Annotated in this window: 14 protein-coding genes; 9 read left to right on the plus strand and 5 right to left on the minus strand. The window is 59.4% G+C overall.

The window, feature by feature from the left end; translation table 11 throughout:
• Position 1: 1 nt before the first annotated feature.
• The gene (locus tag J2W17_RS26515) at positions 2-997 is read right to left on the minus strand and encodes an ArsR/SmtB family transcription factor (protein ID WP_307341726.1); all 996 of its coding nucleotides are present in this window, start codon (positions 995-997) and stop codon (positions 2-4) included.
• A gap of 273 nt (positions 998-1270) precedes the next feature.
• On the opposite strand from J2W17_RS26515, the gene tkt reads away from it, so the two are divergent.
• The 6 genes from tkt (at position 1271) to fba (ending at position 7645) form a co-directional block, all read left to right on the plus strand.
• Positions 1271-3268 (plus strand): transketolase, encoded by a 1998-nt coding sequence (gene tkt, locus J2W17_RS26520; RefSeq protein WP_307341729.1) that lies wholly within the window; start codon positions 1271-1273, stop codon positions 3266-3268.
• Positions 3269-3458: 190 nt separating this feature from the next.
• On the plus strand, positions 3459-4511 hold the full coding sequence (epd, locus tag J2W17_RS26525) for an erythrose-4-phosphate dehydrogenase (protein ID WP_307341731.1): 1053 nt from the start codon (positions 3459-3461) through the stop codon (positions 4509-4511).
• 16 nt (positions 4512-4527) lie between these two features.
• Positions 4528-5691 (plus strand): phosphoglycerate kinase, encoded by a 1164-nt coding sequence (locus tag J2W17_RS26530; RefSeq protein ID WP_307341733.1) that lies wholly within the window; start codon positions 4528-4530, stop codon positions 5689-5691.
• 34 nt (positions 5692-5725) lie between these two features.
• Positions 5726-5947, plus strand: a complete 222-nt coding sequence (locus J2W17_RS26535) for a hypothetical protein (protein ID WP_307341736.1) — start codon at positions 5726-5728, stop codon at positions 5945-5947.
• A 54-nt stretch (positions 5948-6001) separates the two neighbouring features.
• Positions 6002-6331, plus strand: a complete 330-nt coding sequence (locus tag J2W17_RS26540) for an MliC family protein (protein ID WP_307341739.1) — start codon at positions 6002-6004, stop codon at positions 6329-6331.
• A 249-nt stretch (positions 6332-6580) separates the two neighbouring features.
• The gene (gene fba / locus J2W17_RS26545) at positions 6581-7645 is read left to right on the plus strand and encodes a class II fructose-bisphosphate aldolase (RefSeq protein WP_008151974.1); all 1065 of its coding nucleotides are present in this window, start codon (positions 6581-6583) and stop codon (positions 7643-7645) included.
• A 67-nt stretch (positions 7646-7712) separates the two neighbouring features.
• Here the strand turns inward: fba and J2W17_RS26550 are convergent, their stop codons facing one another.
• Positions 7713-8006 (minus strand): fructose-bisphosphate aldolase, encoded by a 294-nt coding sequence (locus J2W17_RS26550; RefSeq protein WP_307341743.1) that lies wholly within the window; start codon positions 8004-8006, stop codon positions 7713-7715.
• 864 nt (positions 8007-8870) lie between these two features.
• Positions 8871-9539, minus strand: coding sequence for a polysaccharide lyase family 7 protein (locus tag J2W17_RS26555; protein ID WP_307341746.1), 669 nt, complete (start codon positions 9537-9539; stop codon positions 8871-8873).
• Positions 9540-9865: 326 nt separating this feature from the next.
• Here J2W17_RS26555 and J2W17_RS26560 point away from each other — a divergent pair, with 326 nt between their 5' ends.
• The 3 genes from J2W17_RS26560 to J2W17_RS26570 are packed head-to-tail and all read left to right on the plus strand — an operon-like array spanning position 9866 to position 12853.
• Positions 9866-11989 carry a putative bifunctional diguanylate cyclase/phosphodiesterase gene (locus tag J2W17_RS26560; protein ID WP_307341749.1) on the plus strand — a complete coding sequence of 708 codons (2124 nt, stop codon included), beginning with the start codon at positions 9866-9868 and terminating at the stop codon, positions 11987-11989.
• A gap of 46 nt (positions 11990-12035) precedes the next feature.
• Positions 12036-12527, plus strand: coding sequence for a M48 metallopeptidase family protein (locus tag J2W17_RS26565; RefSeq protein WP_307341752.1), 492 nt, complete (start codon positions 12036-12038; stop codon positions 12525-12527).
• A gap of 29 nt (positions 12528-12556) precedes the next feature.
• Positions 12557-12853: a winged helix-turn-helix domain-containing protein gene (locus tag J2W17_RS26570; protein ID WP_064680201.1), complete on the plus strand. Its 297-nt coding sequence runs from the start codon at positions 12557-12559 to the stop codon at positions 12851-12853.
• A 123-nt stretch (positions 12854-12976) separates the two neighbouring features.
• On the opposite strand, the gene J2W17_RS26575 is transcribed toward J2W17_RS26570, so the two are convergent.
• A complete protein-coding gene (locus tag J2W17_RS26575) occupies positions 12977-13429 on the minus strand; it encodes a GNAT family N-acetyltransferase (protein WP_307341756.1) in 453 nt (150 codons plus the stop codon).
• Between the two features lie 241 nt (positions 13430-13670).
• Positions 13671-15854, minus strand: a complete 2184-nt coding sequence (yccS, locus tag J2W17_RS26580; protein WP_307341759.1) for a YccS family putative transporter — start codon at positions 15852-15854, stop codon at positions 13671-13673.
• Positions 15855-16058 lie beyond the last annotated feature (204 nt).

The raw sequence follows: 16058 nt of genomic DNA on the forward strand, positions 1-16058 counted from the left end.
TTTACCGATGGTGAGTGTCGCCAGTCGGTCGCTGAAAGTGGCGGACCTGAATCTGGAAACCATTACGTAAGCCTACATAGAGACTTTCCCCGGGAACGAGTCCCGCGGCGGTGGCCCAACGGGCAAGATCGTCCTGTTCAAACCCCAACCAGAGATCACCGCAGGCCGCCCTGGCCCAACTCTGGTTGTGGCTACATAACTCGGTTACCAACAGGCTGCCGCCCGGGTGCAGCAGGTCGGCCATGTGCTTGAGCGCATCGGCCGGCGCGGCAAAGTGGTGCAATACCATGTTCAGCACAACGCAATCGGCCTTGAGGCTCACGCCGTTCAATGCATCGGCCAGTTGCAGGCTGACGTTTGGCAGGGACTCGCGCTCGCAGACCTGGCGCGCCAGGTCGAGCATGGCCGGGCTGTTGTCCAGCGCTGTGACCTGAGTGAAGCGGCGCGCCAGCTCCGGCAGAAAGGCGCCGTCACCAGGGCCGACTTCAATGGCCGTGGCGCCCGGGTCGAAACTCAACTTGTCGAGCAATGCCACCACGCTTTCGCGGTATTGCGACAGGCCGGCGATCAAGTCTTGCTGGGCGCGGAATTTTTCCGCTACCCGTGAGAAAAAGTCCTGGCTGGCCGCGGCTCGTTGTCCATGGACCTGAGCGATGCGCGACTGCACGTCGGCAGGTAAAGTCAGGTTGTCCACTTCTTCCAGCAGCGCGGCATGCAGCTTGCCCCCCGGCAGGTCGGTGTGGGGCAGGGCGCGACGGTAGAAAATCGCGTTGCCCTCACGGCGGGTCGCCACCAGGTCGGCCTGGGCCAGGACCTTGAGGTGATGGCTCATGCCCGACTGGCCGATGCCGAAGATCTGCGCCAGTTCCAACACGCCGAACGAGTCGTTGGCCAGCGCGCGCAATACCGTCAGGCGCAGAGGATCGCCACCAGCCTTGCACAGGGCCGACAGCTCGTCGCAAGGGTCATGTCGAATGGAGCGCGCGCGTAAGTTCATAGGGCCAGCAGTCTAGTGACGCTCAGAAAGCATCGCAAGGGCAATATCAAAAAGTTTTGATATTGCTCGATAGATGGCACTTCTCAGGGGCGGATTCAGTCAACAGACGAATTGCGGAAAGGTTTCATCAGTCGATTACAGGGTTATCCGTTGGAAAAACCCCTTCAGATGATTATCTGTCATTGCCCCGAAGCAGGTGGGTGAGGGAAAATGCTCGCCTTTTTTCCGTTTCGTTTTATTCACTCTCGATTCAGAACCCGCAGGAGAACAGCGATGCCCAGCCGTCGTGAGCGTGCCAACGCCATTCGTGCCCTCAGCATGGATGCCGTGCAAAAAGCCAACAGCGGCCATCCCGGTGCCCCTATGGGTATGGCGGATATCGCCGAAGTACTTTGGCGTGACTACCTCAAGCACAACCCGAGCAATCCTTCGTTCGCCGACCGTGACCGCTTCGTGCTGTCCAACGGTCACGGCTCGATGTTGATCTACTCGCTGCTGCACCTGACCGGCTACGACCTGTCGATCGATGACCTGAAAAACTTCCGCCAGCTGCACAGCCGCACCCCGGGTCACCCGGAATTCGGCTACACCCCGGGCGTGGAAACCACCACCGGTCCACTGGGCCAGGGTCTGGCCAACGCCGTGGGTTTCGCCCTGGCGGAAAAAGTCCTGGCGGCGCAGTTCAACCGTCCAGGCCACAACGTGGTCGATCACCACACCTACGTATTCCTGGGTGATGGCTGCATGATGGAAGGCATTTCCCATGAAGTCGGTTCCCTGGCCGGTACCTTGGGCCTGGGCAAGCTGATCGCCTTCTATGATGACAACGGCATCTCCATCGACGGCGAAGTCGAAGGCTGGTTCACCGACGACACGCCCAAGCGTTTCGAAGCCTACAACTGGCAGGTGATCCGCAACGTCGACGGTCACGACCCGGAAGAAATCAAGACCGCGATCGAGACCGCGCGCAAAAGCGAACAGCCGACCCTGATCTGCTGCAAGACCACCATCGGTTTCGGTTCGCCGAACAAGCAAGGCAAGGAAGACTGCCACGGCGCCCCACTGGGTGACGCGGAAATTGCCCTGACCCGCGCTGCGCTGAAGTGGAACCACGGTCCGTTCGAAATCCCGGCCGACATTTATGCCGAGTGGGACGCCAAGGAAGCTGGTCGCGCAGTCGAAGCGGAATGGGATCAACGTTTCGCGGACTACTCCGCTGCCTTCCCTGAACTGGCCAACGAACTGGTGCGCCGTCTGAGCGGTGAGCTGCCAGCTGACTTCTCCGAGAAGGCCGATGCCTACATCGCCGAAGTGGCGGCCAAGGGCGAAACCATCGCCAGCCGTAAGGCCAGCCAGAACGCATTGAATGCCTATGGTCCGCTGTTGCCGGAACTGCTGGGTGGTTCGGCCGACCTGGCCGGTTCCAACCTGACCCTGTGGAAAGGCTGCAAAGGTGTCACGGCTGAAGATGCCAGCGGCAACTACATGTACTACGGCGTTCGCGAGTTCGGCATGAGCGCGATCATGAACGGCGTGACGCTGCATGGTGGCCTGGTGCCTTACGGCGCGACCTTCCTGATGTTTATGGAATACGCCCGCAACGCGGTACGCATGGCCTCGCTGATGAAGAAGCGTGTGGTGTTCGTCTACACCCACGACTCCATCGGCCTGGGCGAAGACGGCCCGACTCACCAGCCGATCGAGCAACTGACCAGCCTGCGCAGCACGCCGAACCTCGACACCTGGCGTCCAGCCGATGCCGTTGAATCGGCAGTGGCCTGGAAGCTCGCCCTGGAGCGCAACGACGGTCCGTCGGCCTTGATCTTCTCCCGTCAGAACCTGCAGCACCAGACCCGCAACGCGATCCAGATCGAAGAGATCGCGCGTGGCGGCTACGTGTTGAAGGACTGCGCAGGCGAACCAGAGCTGATCCTGATCGCTACCGGTTCCGAAGTCGGCCTGGCGGTTCAGGCTTACGACAAGCTGACCGAGCAAGGTCGCAAGGTGCGTGTTGTTTCGATGCCTTGCACCAGCGTGTTCGATGCCCAGGACGCCGGCTACAAGCAAGCGGTGCTGCCGCTGCAGGTCAGCGCCCGTATCGCCATCGAAGCCGCGCATGCGGACTACTGGTACAAGTACGTGGGCCTGGAAGGTCGCGTGATCGGCATGACCACCTACGGCGAGTCGGCGCCTGCGCCTGCGTTGTTCGAGGAGTTCGGCTTTAGCCTGGAAAACATCCTGGGTCAGGCTGAAGAGCTGCTGGAAGACTAAAGCACGACGCGGTGGCCTCAAGACCACCGCGGTCCCCTGTAGGAGCGAGCTTGCTCGCGATGGTCGTTAACGATAACGCTGGCAGTCTGAACAAACGCGTTGTCTGGAAGTCCATCGCGAGCAAGCTCGCTCCTACAAGGGTTGTGTTGCACATGAGAATTTCGTCTGGCTGCGTATTATCGAGAACCCCATGCCTCAATCGCGTCCCTACAAAGTTGCACTCAACGGCTACGGCCGGATTGGTCGTTGCGTCTTGCGTGCTTTGTTCGAGCGAGGGGCAAAGGCCGGGTTTGAAATTGTCGCAATCAACGATCTGGCGGACATGGCCAGCATCGAATACCTGACACGCTTCGACTCCACCCACGGGCGTTTTCCCGGCGAAGTGCGGGTTGAAGGCGATTGTCTGCATATCAATGGCGACTGCGTGAAGGTCCTGCGCAGGGCCACCCCCGAAGGCATCGATTGGGCGTCGCTGGGCGTCGATCTGGTGCTGGAATGCTCTGGCGCTTACCACACCCGTGAAGATGGCCAGCGTTTCCTCGACGCCGGTGCGCCACGCGTGCTGTTTTCCCAGCCGATGGCCAGCGAGGCGGATGTCGACGCCACCATCGTCTATGGCGTGAACCAGGATTGCCTGACCGGTGACGAGTTGCTGGTGTCCAACGCCTCCTGTACCACCAACTGCGGCGTGCCGCTGTTGCGCCTGCTGGATCAGGCCATTGGTCTGGAGTATGTATCGATCACCACCATCCACTCGGCAATGAACGACCAACCGGTGATCGACGCCTATCATCACGAAGACCTGCGCCGCACCCGATCGGCGTTCCAGTCGGTGATCCCGGTGTCCACTGGTCTGGCGCGTGGCATCGAACGCCTGTTGCCGGAACTTGCCGGGCGAATTCAGGCCAAAGCCGTGCGGGTGCCGACGGTTAACGTGTCTTGCCTCGACATTACGATGCAGACCGTGAGCGATACCGACGCCACCGAGGTCAACCGGATTCTGCGCGAGGCCGCCACCCATGGCCCGCTCAAAGGCCTTCTGGCCTACACCGAGCTTCCTCACGCAAGCTGTGATTTCAATCATGACCCACATTCGGCCATCGTCGATGCCAGTCAGACTCGAGTTTCCGGCCCACGGCTGGTGAACATCCTGGCCTGGTTCGACAACGAATGGGGTTTTGCCAATCGAATGCTGGATGTTGCAGAACACTATCTGCAAACAGCTATCTCCAAAAAACAGTAACTCAGGAATGCGACCCATGACCGTGTTGAAGATGACCGACCTCGATCTGCAAGGTAAGCGCGTACTGATCCGCGAAGACCTCAACGTCCCGGTCAAGGACGGTGTTGTCACCAGCGATGCGCGAATCCTGGCTTCGCTGCCGACCATCAAGCTGGCCCTGGAAAAAGGCGCGGCGGTGATGGTCTGCTCGCACCTTGGCCGTCCGACCGAAGGCGAGTTCTCGGCCGAGAACAGCCTCAAGCCAGTGGCTGACTACCTGAGCAAGGCCCTGGGGCGTGAAGTGCCGCTGGTGTCCGATTACCTGGGCGGCGTCGATGTGAAAGCCGGCGACATCGTGCTGTTCGAAAACGTGCGCTTCAACAAGGGCGAGAAAAAGAACGCCGACGAACTGGCCAAGCAATACGCAGCCCTGTGCGACGTGTTCGTGATGGACGCCTTCGGCACCGCTCACCGCGCCGAGGGTTCGACTCACGGCGTGGCCAAGTTCGCCAAAGTCGCCGCCGCTGGTCCGTTGCTGGCCGCCGAACTGGACGCACTGGGCAAGGCTCTCGGCGCTCCGGCTCAGCCAATGGCTGCCATCGTTGCCGGTTCCAAGGTGTCGACCAAACTCGACGTACTCAACAGCCTGAGCCAGATCTGCAACCAGCTGATCGTCGGCGGCGGCATTGCCAACACCTTCCTGGCCGCGGCCGGTCACCCGGTGGGCAAGTCCCTGTACGAGCCGGACCTGCTCGACACCGCGCGCGACATCGCCGCCAAAGTCAGTGTGCCACTGCCGGTGGACGTTGTGGTCGCCAAGGAATTCGCCGAAAGCGCCACCGCTACCGTCAAGCTGATTGCTGACGTGGCTGCAGACGACATGATCCTGGACATCGGCCCACAGACCGCGGCGAATTTCGCCGAGCTGCTGAAGTCGTCCAAGACCATCCTGTGGAACGGCCCGGTGGGCGTATTCGAATTCGATCAGTTTGGTAACGGCACCAAGGTGCTGGCCCAGGCCATCGCGGAAAGCTCGGCGTTCTCCATTGCGGGCGGCGGCGACACCCTGGCGGCTATAGATAAATATGGCGTAGCCGATCAGATCTCCTACATTTCTACCGGCGGCGGTGCGTTCCTCGAGTTCGTCGAAGGCAAGGTACTGCCGGCCGTTGAAGTGCTTGAAAGCCGGGCCAAGGCCTGAGGCTGCCCATTTGACCAGGCAAAGGAGTGTTCAGATGGTCAAGACCTTAGCGCTGTTGATGGCTGCAAGTCTGCTGGCGGCTTGCGGGAGTAACCCGAAAGCCCCGCAGGTGCCCGAGGCACCTGAACAGGACAAAGGTTGCTACCAGGCCGACTGGCAGGCCGAAACCAACCCGGTGATCAACAAGCGTTCCGGGCCTGATGGCCTGGAAAAATACGAGACCCGGACCCCGGCCAAGGAACATGGTTGCCCTTGACGGGTCTGACACTTTACTCAGGACTGGCGGCGTGCCGTCAGTCGAGGAACATGGATGAAAGGTTTTATCGCCGTTACGGCGCTGGCTCTGCTGGCAGGTTGCTCCAGTCTGAACCTGTTCAAGCCTGCCGAATCGACGGACAGTTGGACCACCTGGACCTGCGACAGCCAGGCCAGGGTGCTTTGGCGCTACACCGACGCAGCCCGCAAGGAAGTCGACGTTCGCCTTGGCGGTGCCGATAAGGTCTACCCTTTGAAGCTTGAGCCGGGCGCCGAAGGTTCGCTGTACAGCAACGACGTGCTGGCGTTTCACATAAAAGGTGAGGAAGGCCTGGTGTACTGGGTCGCCACCAATGATTTGATCGGCCGCGGTTGTCACCTGTAGGAGCGAGCTTGCTCGCGATGGTCGTTAACGATGACGCTGGCTGTCTGGTTAAGCGCGTTGCCCCAAAGTCCATCGTCGGAACGCCGCCCGGAGCAAGCTCGCTCCCACAGGTTTCTTTGTAGTTCTTGAGATTTTGCAGCACCGAATTCGCAGCCCGGACCAACCCCCGATCTGCAATAACTTGAATAGCCGCCGTCGCTACGGCAGGCTGACACGATTAACGACCCTAAACCGGGAGAGACACACACAATGGCACTTATCAGCATGCGCCAGATGCTGGACCACGCAGCCGAATTCGGCTACGGCGTTCCAGCCTTCAACGTCAACAACCTTGAGCAGATGCGCGCCATCATGGAAGCCGCTGACAAGACTGACTCCCCGGTGATCGTCCAGGCCTCGGCCGGTGCTCGCAAATACGCCGGCGCACCGTTCCTGCGTCACCTGATCCTGGCGGCAATCGAAGAATTCCCGCACATCCCGGTGTGCATGCACCAGGATCACGGCACCAGCCCTGACGTCTGCCAGCGCTCCATCCAGCTGGGCTTCAGCTCGGTGATGATGGACGGCTCCCTGGGTGAAGACGGCAAGACCCCGACCGACTATGACTACAACATCCGCGTTACCCAGCAAACCGTGGCCATGGCTCACGCCTGCGGCGTATCGGTAGAAGGCGAGCTGGGCTGCCTGGGTTCGCTGGAAACCGGTATGGCCGGTGAAGAAGACGGCATCGGCGCCGAAGGCGTTCTGGATCACAGCCAGATGCTGACCGACCCGGAAGAAGCCGCTGACTTCGTCAAGCGTACCCAAGTCGACGCCCTGGCCATCGCCATCGGCACCAGCCACGGCGCCTACAAGTTCACCAAGCCACCTACCGGCGACGTGCTGGCCATCGACCGCATCAAGGAAATCCACAAGCGCATCCCGAACACTCACCTGGTGATGCACGGTTCGTCTTCGGTGCCGCAAGACTGGTTGGCGATCATCAACCAGTACGGTGGCGACATCAAGGAAACCTACGGCGTACCGGTTGAAGAAATCGTCGAAGGCATCAAGCACGGCGTGCGCAAGGTCAACATCGACACCGACCTGCGCCTGGCGTCCACCGGTGCGATGCGTCGCCTGATGGCCACCAACCCGAGCGAATTCGACCCACGCAAGTTCTTCGGCGCGACCGTGACTGCAATGCGCGACGTGTGCATCGCTCGCTACGAAGCCTTCGGTACGGCTGGCAACGCTTCGAAGATCAAGCCGATCTCGCTGGAAGGGATGTATCAGCGTTACCTGAAGGGTGAGTTGAACGCTAAGGTCAACTAAGACTTCAGCGTTTATTGGTAATCAAAAAACCCGCAGCGATGCGGGTTTTTTATTACGTGAAAATTGACTACTGACTCTTGGGTGTTTCAAACCCGCGCTGCTCAATCACCCGAAACACATCGCGCACATCCTGAATCATGATCCGGGCAATGTTGGTAACGGTGTTGATGTCGTTCTCGGCGTAGTCGGGGAGGCTGGTGCAGGCCATCAGGTGCAAGTATTTGAGGACGGCGTTGAGGCGTTCGCTGACGCAGTTGTGGAGTTCGCGTAGCGGGGCATCGCTGTCGATGAGCAGGACGGGGTAGTCGGTGGCGAATTGGGACATGGGGGTGAAGCGGCGGGGCGGGTGATTCATTGTCATATGTAAATCTTCCTGTGCCTATAAAGAAGAGCTACTACCGTTCGCTGCGAAACGAATGGGTGGTAGCTGTGTGCGGGTTCGCAGACCGAGGCACAAGGAACCCGGCAGACCCGAAGGTCTCCCACACACAGCCACCATAAAACGGACTTCGAGCGCTGATGCGATCGTCGTTGCTTATTATGGTGCTTGGTTACCAATTGTGCCGTAGGGCTGCGAAACCCTATCGCCGACTGCTGTCAGCGACGGGGCGAACTATAAGCGTCGACTTTGATTGCTGCAACCGAGGTGTAGGACCGTACACGGGCACTGTGGCGAGGGGCTTGGCTCCCGTTCGGCGGTGCAGCGTCGTAAAAACCGGGCGCTGCGGTATGTCCGTAGAAATAGGTGGCAGGGTTTGGGTCTGCTTCGCAGTCCGGCGTAAGCAAGCTCCGTCGCCACAATGGCCGGGATCCTACACGTTTTTCGGAAGCCGAATCATTCAGATCGTTCTCACCCTCCACGTTACTGACTTGCGTCTGGCATCCACTGGTGCGATGCGTCGCCTGAGGGACCAAGCCTCCTGCGTTTACCGTGTTCAGGGTGCTATCGGCACTGGGTATGGCGCTTGAAATAGTCGATAACAGAATTGACCTCAAATCCCTTGCTGACTTGGTAGCGCACGATGACTAAGGTCAAATTGCTCAACGTCATGACACCGCAGGGATTCTCTGGCGAGTAATAAAACAAAACACGTGATAAGCGCTGGCCGCAGCGGTCAAAACAATGCCCGTATCGCAAGAAACGGGCATTTTCTTAATTATCAGCAGAGCCCCAGATTTCAATACGGCCTGTAAAGCTGCGATTTTTTCGATTGATACGATTCAATTACTTATCGTGATCAATATCCAGCTTGGTAAATGTTACCTGCCCGCCTTCGCTGGTGTACCCGGTGTGGTCCTGCACATACACCCCGGCCTTGAAGTACAGCGGCTTGACGCTCCAGGTCTTGCTGATGTCAGTGTTCCACTGGTAGCCCGCCGCACTGATGCCCAGTGCGCCGTGGGGGCTCAGGTGAATCATGTAGGAGAATTGCTGATCCAGCTTCACGCCGGTGGCGATGGTAATCACCCGTCCGTCGCCGTCATCGGGGCGCATGCGCACTTTGGCGACAATGTTGCCTGTTTGCGTCTCGGTCTTGTACTGGTACTCGACCTTCACCATGGGCTTCTGGCTTTGATAGGCGTGAATCTGGCCGATGACGAGCTTGCCGGAACTGGGCACCTGGTTAACGGCCAGCGTGGCGCGCAAGGAGTTGTCGGCTTCCGGATAGAGCCAGTTGCGCAGGGTTCCGTTGCTGTACGTTTCGCGTAATTCGGTGCGTGGATACTTGGCGTTTTCAGTGCGGGTACCCGTGACGGGCGACCAGAAAAAAAGTGTCCCGGTGTTGGAGTGGAAGTATTGATCCTTGAAGCCGTTCACCAATTTCGGAGTGTCGACGGTGTACGGCGGATTGCCGACGGGAACACTCAGGTTCCAGGTTGCGAGATCGATCATAGTCAAAAAGCTTCCACGATTTTTTTTGCTGCACGCGCGTGCCAGATGCTCTGGCACGCGCCTTGGAGGGCGGTCTTTATAATCGCGGAACGCTGATTTGTTAATGCCCGTCTGGCAGTTGGTTGGCGTCAACATCCTGTCGTAATGCCATCTTCCCCGGTTTCAGGGGCTTGCAGGGGTGACCGTTAGTCGGTAAATGAACTCAATGGTTAAATGATGGCGTTATGACACCTTCTGCTTTCACAGATCACGGTCTAGAGTGAAGGCTTAGTATTTGTCCGGCTTTCATTAGAAACCGGCCTGCCGCCCCGAAAAAGAGAAGCAGCATGGAATGCGCGCAAGCGACACCAGCCGAAGCCAGCTCAATTCTTTTAATCGTCGATGATTACCCGGAAAACCTGATCAGCCTGCGCGCGCTGCTCCAGCGCCAGGACTGGCGGGTAATGACCGCTGCCTCGGGCTTCGAAGCCCTGGATTTGTTGCTCGTACACGATGTCGACCTGGTGCTGCTGGATGTTCAGATGCCGGGCATGGACGGCTTTGAAGTCGCGCGCCTGATGCGCGGCAGCCAGCGCACCTGCCACACGCCGATCATTTTCCTCACCGCCAATGAACAGTCCCAGGCCGCCGTGATCAAGGGCTATGCCAGCGGCGCGGTGGATTACCTGTTCAAACCCTTCGACCCGCAAATCCTCAAGCCGAAAGTCCAGGCGGTGCTTGAGCATCAGAGAAATCGCCGCGCATTGCAGCGCCTGAGCCACGATCTGGAGGTTGCTCGCGCATTTAATGCTTCGGTATTGGACAACGCCGCCGAAGGCATCGTGGTGGTCGGTGAGGATGGTCTTATCCGGTTTGCCAATCCCGCGATGTCGCGGCTGCTCAACGCCACTGTGCAAGAGCTGCAGGGCAAGGAATTTCTGGATTACCTGCAAAAGCCACACATCCCCGTCTGGGCCGACTCCGAATTGCTCGACGGTTACCGGCGCGGTGAAACCCTGCGCCTGCATGACGCATTGCTGCGCACGGCACCGGGTCAGCAAGTGCCCGTCGCGCTGTCCTGCGCACCTTTGCCTGCCGAGCAGCAGGCCATGGTGGTGACGGTGCTGGACATGTCGGTCGTCTGTCATTTGCATCAACAGCTGGAGTATCAGGCAGTGACCGACCCGCTGACCGGGCTGCTCAATCGTCGGGGTTTCTACCAGACCGTGGAAAACCTTCTGCTGCGTGGCGAACGCGCTGACAGTGTCTGGGTATTGCTGTATCTGGACCTGGACGGCTTCAAGCGGGTCAATGACTCCCTCGGTCACGATGCCGGTGACCGGGTGCTGCGTTGGGTGTCCGAACAGTTGAAGGCCTGTCTGCGACCTTTTGACATCCTGGCACGCATGGGCGGCGACGAGTTCACGGCATTGCTGGACCTGGAATTCCCCGAGCAAGCGGCAAAGATTGCCGAGAAACTGATTGAGCGTGTGTCGATCTGTCAGCAGATCGACGGCCTGGATATCGCCTTGGGCGCCAGCATCGGTATCGCCACTTTTCCCGATTGCGGGGCCAATCTCGACGGCTTGTTGCGAGCGTCGGACATCGCCATGTATGAAGCCAAGCGTGCCGGCCGTCAGCAGTATCGTTTCTACGATCACGCAATGAATGGCCGGGCACGCTCGCGGTTGATGCTCGAAGACAGTGTCCGGGCAGCCATCGAAAACCGTGATTTCAATCTGGTGTACCAACCCCAGGTATCCATCGCCAGCGGACAGATTCGCGGCTTCGAAGCACTGCTGCGCTGGCAGCACCCGAGTGTCGGCGATGTGCCGCCAGGGTTGTTTTTGCCACTGCTGGAAGAGGCGCGATTGATCAGTCGGTTGGGCAGTTGGATCTACCAGCGCGGGGCAGGTCAGCGCAAGGCCTGGGAGGCCTTGTTTGCCGAGGACCTGGTGCTGGGTGTCAGTCTGAGCGGCACGCAGTTCGGCATGCCCAACCTGGTCGCCGAATTGCGCCAGGTGCTGGAGCGCAACGGTTTGCAGGCACGACATCTGGAAGTCGAGGTTACCGAAGAGGCCTTGATGCACAATCCCGAGGAAACCCGCAAACAGCTGCGTTTGCTGCGCAATCTGGGGGTGCGGGTGGCCCTGGATGACTTTGGTTCCGGGCCGTGCTCGCTGTCTCATCTGCGCGACCTGGAGTTGGACACGCTTAAGCTCGACCGTCAGTTGATCTCTCGACTGCCGGCGTCTTCACGGGATGCCGCGCTGGTGCGCAATGTGATCGACCTGTGCAAGCAATACGAACTGGTGGTGGTGGCCGAAGGCGTAGAAACCGTTGCGCAATACGAGTGGTTGCACGCCAATGGCTGCGAGTACGTACAAGGGTTTTTGATCGGGCGACCGATGATGGCCGAGGATGTCGGCGACTTTGTGCAGCCATTCGACTGGAGCACGCTGGTGCGCTGAATTCGCTACACTGGCAACCTGTTCGTTTCTGGTGTTGCCCGCCCCGATGACCGTGTTGAAATACCTCCAGGCCTATCCCGCTGCATTGCAGGACCAAGTGCGCCAGCTGATCGCCGAAGGTCGGCTGGATGACTATTTGAGCCAGCGTTACCCGCAGAAGCACGACGTGCAGAGCGATAAGGCGCTGTATACGTACGCGCTGGACTTGAAACAGGCGTTTTTGCGTAATGCCCCGGCGATCGACAAGGTCTTGTTCGACAACCGTCTGGACCTGACCCATCGCGCCCTCGGCCTGCATACCACGATCTCCCGGGTGCAGGGCGGCAAGCTCAAGGCCAAGAAAGAAATTCGCGTGGCCTCGTTGTTCAAGGAGGCGCCTTCCGAGTTTCTGAAAATGATCGTGGTGCATGAGCTGGCGCATTTCAAAGAGTCGGATCACAACAAGGCGTTCTACAAGTTATGCGAACACATGTTGCCGGGTTATCACCAGGTGGAGTTTGACCTGCGGGTTTATCTGACTTGGCGGGATTTGCAATAAAGATCTTCTGAATGATGTGGAGCGCAGGGATGGATGTCAGCAAGACCAAGAGCAGCTTCTACCGCCGGTTGTACGTGGCGTACCTGATCGACAGCGGGCTGGCGAGTAGCGTCCCGGCGTTGACCGAAGTGACCGGCATGCCACGGCGCACCGCGCAGGACACCATCGCGGCGCTGGCGGATCTGGACATTGTTTGCGAGTTCGAACAGGAAGAAGGCGCGCGCAATCATGCCGGGCGTTATCGGATTCGCGAGTGGGGGGCGATCGATCGGGGATGGATCGAGCGTCATTTGAGGCAGATCAAGGCGGTGTTGGATTACCCCTAGCTTCTGCGGCGTTTGATTTGACGCCTTCGCTGGCAAGCCAGCTCCCACAGTGATCGCGGATGGAATACAAATTTGTAATCCAACCCGGAACCTGTGGGAGCGGGCTTGCTCGCGAAGGGGGCCTCAGGGACGACGCATCCCGATATGCGGAATGTCATCCTCAAGAAACTCCTCGCCCACCACGACAAACCCATACCGCCCGTAATATCCCTGCAAGTGCGACTGGGCCGACAGATAGATCGGTACCTCAGGCCAGCGCTTTTCAGCCTGCTTCAATGCCTGGTTGACCAACTCATGCCCCAATCCCTTGCCACGCGCCTCTGGTGCGGTGATCACCCGTCCGATCACCACATCGCCACCCTGTAGCTCCGGATCGAGCAACCGCAGGTACGCCACCAGCCGCTCGCCGTCCCAACCCATCAAATGGCAGGTGTCGCCTTCCAGATCCTGGCCATCCACGTCCTGATAGGCGCATTTCTGCTCGACAACGAACACCTGCGCACGCAACTGCAGAATGGCGTACAGCTGCTCTTTGCCCAGGTCACTGTGGTGTTTGCAGACCCAATCGATTGTCATCTTCACATTCCTTGATCAACTCGCTCCGATACTAAGCGCCCAGGCCAAAGATGTCTGTATGGCGAATACATCTGTGACAAAGGCCACAATGCCATCATTCATTTCGCGCAACGGCTTGGGGTGTGACTTTTTGTGGTGTTGCTGATGGCCTCTTCGCTGGCAAGCCAGCTCCTACAGAGTTTTCGCAATCCTTGTAGGAGCTGGCTTGCCAGCGAAGAGGCCCGCGCAGCCACCGCAGATCTCAATCCTCATTCGTATCCTTGATCAAATGCGCGGCCAAGGTGCGCAACGGCCCCAGCTGCCGACAGATCAGCCCCAACTGCGTCTGCACCAGCCGTTGTCCTTCATCGATCTCATCGGGCATGTGTTCCAGCGCATTGGCCAGCGCCTCTTCTTCATCGCTCTGAATCGCAATCGGTTGTTTACTCGCCAGGCCCTGGGCGATTTCATCGATGCTGGCGGCCAGTCTCGTCCCGGCACCCTGGATCAAATGCTCGCGTACGTCTGGCGGTAGCCGGGTTTCGCGATGCGCGCCCAGACCTGACAAATAGCTGAGCAAGGTGTGCGACAACACCAGGAACCGAAACCCGACATCCGCTTCCTTACGGAAATGACCCGGCTCCATCAGCATGTTCGCCAACGTGGTGGACAGCGCGGCGTCGGCGTTGTGGGCATTGCGTCGGGCCAGGCGATAGGCCAGGTCGTCGCTTTTGCCGGCGGCGTATTGCTGCATGATCTGGCGCAGATAAATGCTGTTGCAGGTCAGGGTGTTGGCCAGCACTTTGTTCAGGCGTCGACCTTGCCAATCCGGCAGGAACAGGAACACCGCCAGTCCGGCAATCAGACTGCCGAGCAAGGTATCGAACAGCCGCGGCAGGAACAGCCCGTACCCGTCCCCGACCTGATTGAAGCAGAACAACACCATCAGGGTGATTGCCGCCGTCGCCAGGGTATAGCGGGTGGTGCGGCTGATAAAGAACACCACGCCGGCGGCGATCGCGAAGCACGACTGAACCAGGGGGTTGGGGAACAAGTCGAAAAGCGCCCAGGCCACGGTCAGGCCGATGGCAGTGCCGATGATCCGTTGACCCAGCTTCAATCTTGTCGCGCCGTAGTTCGGCTGGCAGACAAAGAGCGTGGTAAGGATGATCCAGTAACCCTGGGACGGGTGGATCAAATGCACCATGCCGTAGCCGATGCTCAGGGCCAGGGGCAATCGCAGGGCGTGGCGGAACAGCAGCGAGGTGGGCGTCAGTTGCGTACGCAAGCGCATCCAGACATCCTTGAGGCTGCGTGGCGAGCGGTCGAGCAGGCTGCTGTCGGTGGCATCGGCCAGCGAGTCGGGGTTGCTGGCATCGCTGAGCAGACGGTCAAGGGTGCCGAGGTTGGCCGCCAGTGCGCGCAATGAACGCAACAGACCGCGCCAGGCCGGGTTGCTCTGGTTGCGCAGGTGTTCGAGGGAGGCGTGGAGGTCGCTCAGGGTTTCGGCGAAACTGGCGTCATATATAAATGGCTGGCGCATCTGGATCGACTCGGCCAGCGCGCGACAGGCTTTGCCTTGCTGGCGCAGCAGGCGCTGACAGCGGAACAGCACGTCGCTGTGGAAGAAGGCATCGGCCAGGGCGTTGTAAGGGTAGTGCGAGGAGCTGGCGCGCTCGTGGATGTCCTGGGCGAGGAAATACAATTTCAGGTAACGGCTGACTTTCGCCCCTGGTCGACCATCGCCGACCCGGTGCAGGATGATCTCCTTGGCGGCGTTCAATGCGGCCACCACCCGGCCGTTCTGCTGGGCCAGTTCGAGGCGGCGTGCTTCCACGTCTATCTGCCGGATCGGCTCGAACAGCGACGATTTCAGCTTCAGGTAATAACCCAGTTCGCGGAACAATCGCGCCAGGCTCTGCTGCACCGGCTGGTTGGAGAACATCGCCTGCCACAGCACCGAGAGCAAGCCATACCAGGCCGCTCCCGCTACCAACAGCACCGGTTCATGCCAGAAATCAGTGACTGCACCGCCACGCTGTTCGACACCGATCATGGTGTAGACCGACAAAATAAGTGTTGCCGACGCGATCGCGCCGTAGCGTTCGCCCAGGGCGCCCAGCATGGTCAGGCCGAAACTGGCCAGCGCGAGGGCGATGACAAAGACGATGGGGTAGGGGAAGAGCAGTTCGACGGAAAGGGCGGCGACACTGAAACACACCAGCGTCACGGCCAGGGCGTTGAGACGGCCTTGCCAACTGTCGTCAGTCTCGGCCAAGGCGCTGGCGATGATGCCCAGGAATAACGGAATCAGCAGCGCCATCTCGTCCTGATACCAGCACAGCGCCATGCTGCCGGTCAGGGCGATGAACACCCGCACGCTGTAGCTGAATTTATCCAGCGCCCAGAGGCGACGCAGAGACTGACTGAACGAGGTCGATGACATGAAGTGCGAAGGCCTTCCGAGGCAATGAAGCTAAATTGAGCCAGTAATGACGTCGACGCAACGGCGCCGATCACATCTGACAGCAAAATCTGTTCCTTCTCTTCGAACCATTCCAGGATTTGAAATGCGATCCCCTGTAGGAGCTGGCTTGCCAGCGAAGCATTTCCGGGCGCCGCGTTTATCCTGAATGCACGCGTTATCGTT

It is taken from the genome of Pseudomonas lini (assembly GCF_030812475.1).
GTDB lineage: Bacteria > Pseudomonadota > Gammaproteobacteria > Pseudomonadales > Pseudomonadaceae > Aquipseudomonas > Aquipseudomonas lini_A.

What these genes read in the sequence shown, in the direction of transcription:
- J2W17_RS26555 (WP_307341746.1), bottom strand. Translation starts at nt 9,539, where the DNA reads ATGATCGATCTCGCAACCTGGAACCTGAGTGTTCCCGTCGGCAATCCG.
- J2W17_RS26535 (WP_307341736.1), top strand. Translation starts at nt 5,726, where the DNA reads ATGGTCAAGACCTTAGCGCTGTTGATGGCTGCAAGTCTGCTGGCGGCT.
- J2W17_RS26575 (WP_307341756.1), bottom strand. Translation starts at nt 13,429, where the DNA reads ATGACAATCGATTGGGTCTGCAAACACCACAGTGACCTGGGCAAAGAG.
- J2W17_RS26560 (WP_307341749.1), top strand. Translation starts at nt 9,866, where the DNA reads ATGGAATGCGCGCAAGCGACACCAGCCGAAGCCAGCTCAATTCTTTTA.
- J2W17_RS26530 (WP_307341733.1), top strand. Translation starts at nt 4,528, where the DNA reads ATGACCGTGTTGAAGATGACCGACCTCGATCTGCAAGGTAAGCGCGTA.
- epd (WP_307341731.1), top strand. Translation starts at nt 3,459, where the DNA reads ATGCCTCAATCGCGTCCCTACAAAGTTGCACTCAACGGCTACGGCCGG.
- yccS (WP_307341759.1), bottom strand. Translation starts at nt 15,854, where the DNA reads ATGTCATCGACCTCGTTCAGTCAGTCTCTGCGTCGCCTCTGGGCGCTG.
- J2W17_RS26515 (WP_307341726.1), bottom strand. Translation starts at nt 997, where the DNA reads ATGAACTTACGCGCGCGCTCCATTCGACATGACCCTTGCGACGAGCTG.
- fba (WP_008151974.1), top strand. Translation starts at nt 6,581, where the DNA reads ATGGCACTTATCAGCATGCGCCAGATGCTGGACCACGCAGCCGAATTC.
- J2W17_RS26570 (WP_064680201.1), top strand. Translation starts at nt 12,557, where the DNA reads ATGGATGTCAGCAAGACCAAGAGCAGCTTCTACCGCCGGTTGTACGTG.
- J2W17_RS26540 (WP_307341739.1), top strand. Translation starts at nt 6,002, where the DNA reads ATGAAAGGTTTTATCGCCGTTACGGCGCTGGCTCTGCTGGCAGGTTGC.
- J2W17_RS26565 (WP_307341752.1), top strand. Translation starts at nt 12,036, where the DNA reads ATGACCGTGTTGAAATACCTCCAGGCCTATCCCGCTGCATTGCAGGAC.
- tkt (WP_307341729.1), top strand. Translation starts at nt 1,271, where the DNA reads ATGCCCAGCCGTCGTGAGCGTGCCAACGCCATTCGTGCCCTCAGCATG.
- J2W17_RS26550 (WP_307341743.1), bottom strand. Translation starts at nt 8,006, where the DNA reads ATGACAATGAATCACCCGCCCCGCCGCTTCACCCCCATGTCCCAATTC.